Source organism: Spiroplasma sp. hy2 (genome assembly GCF_044714365.1).
Classification (GTDB): Bacteria; Bacillota_I; Bacilli_A; order Mycoplasmatales; family Mycoplasmataceae; genus Spiroplasma; species Spiroplasma phoeniceum.
Window position 1 is genome coordinate 1 of sequence record NZ_RXFZ02000304.1, and the last position, 733, is coordinate 733.

Annotated in this window: 1 protein-coding gene; it reads right to left on the reverse strand. The window is 21.9% G+C overall.

Translation table 4 applies throughout. The annotated features are described in order from the left end of the window. Positions 1–111: 111 nt before the first annotated feature. Positions 112–321, reverse strand: a complete 210-nt coding sequence (locus tag EHV01_RS06230) for a ParA family protein (RefSeq protein ID WP_422066703.1) — start codon at positions 319–321, stop codon at positions 112–114. Positions 322–733: the final 412 nt, after the last annotated feature.

The window sequence follows — 733 nt, forward strand, 5'->3', positions numbered from 1 at the left end:
TTAATAAAATCAAATTTATCAAATTTCATAATTTTAGATTCTTATAATTTCTATTTTAAATATATTTTATAGGAATTTTAAAATAACTAGGTTATGCAAGAAGTCTATTCTTTAATATTTTTTTTCTTGATTTAAAAACATATTCATAGCTAACGGTTCAATTATATCCATTTGAACACATTGAGTTAAATTGCCTTGTGGGTCTAAATCAATTAATAATGTTTTCTTATTTTCTTTTATTGATAAATAACCTGCTAAATTAAAAGTAAAATTTGTTTTTCCAACCCCACCTTTTAATGCTCCTATTGTAATAATTTTCATTTTATTTCCTTTCTTATAAGCATCTTAATACTTATTTATGTATTATTACACTTATTAGTGTGAGTATTTAATAAAATTACGAATTTATATCATTTTCCTTACCTTCTACTAAACAAAAATAACGTTCGATGTGCTACAGACGACAATTTTATAAAAAGAAAAAACTCCTATTTTAAAAAAAATAATCAATATATTTTTTGGGCGAGCGGTTGATTTTCTGAAATTTTGTGATAAAATGACTTACAAGTTTGTAAAATATAAAAATTTCCGCGAGCCCAGATTGCTTATTTTCTAATAAATAATTTCTTTAATTTTGTCGAAAACTCTTGATGAAATAAAAAAAATCATCAATATGACAATTTGAAAACTAATTTTGTGTAAGATTATGATTTTGCTTTAAATTTAWWATAMW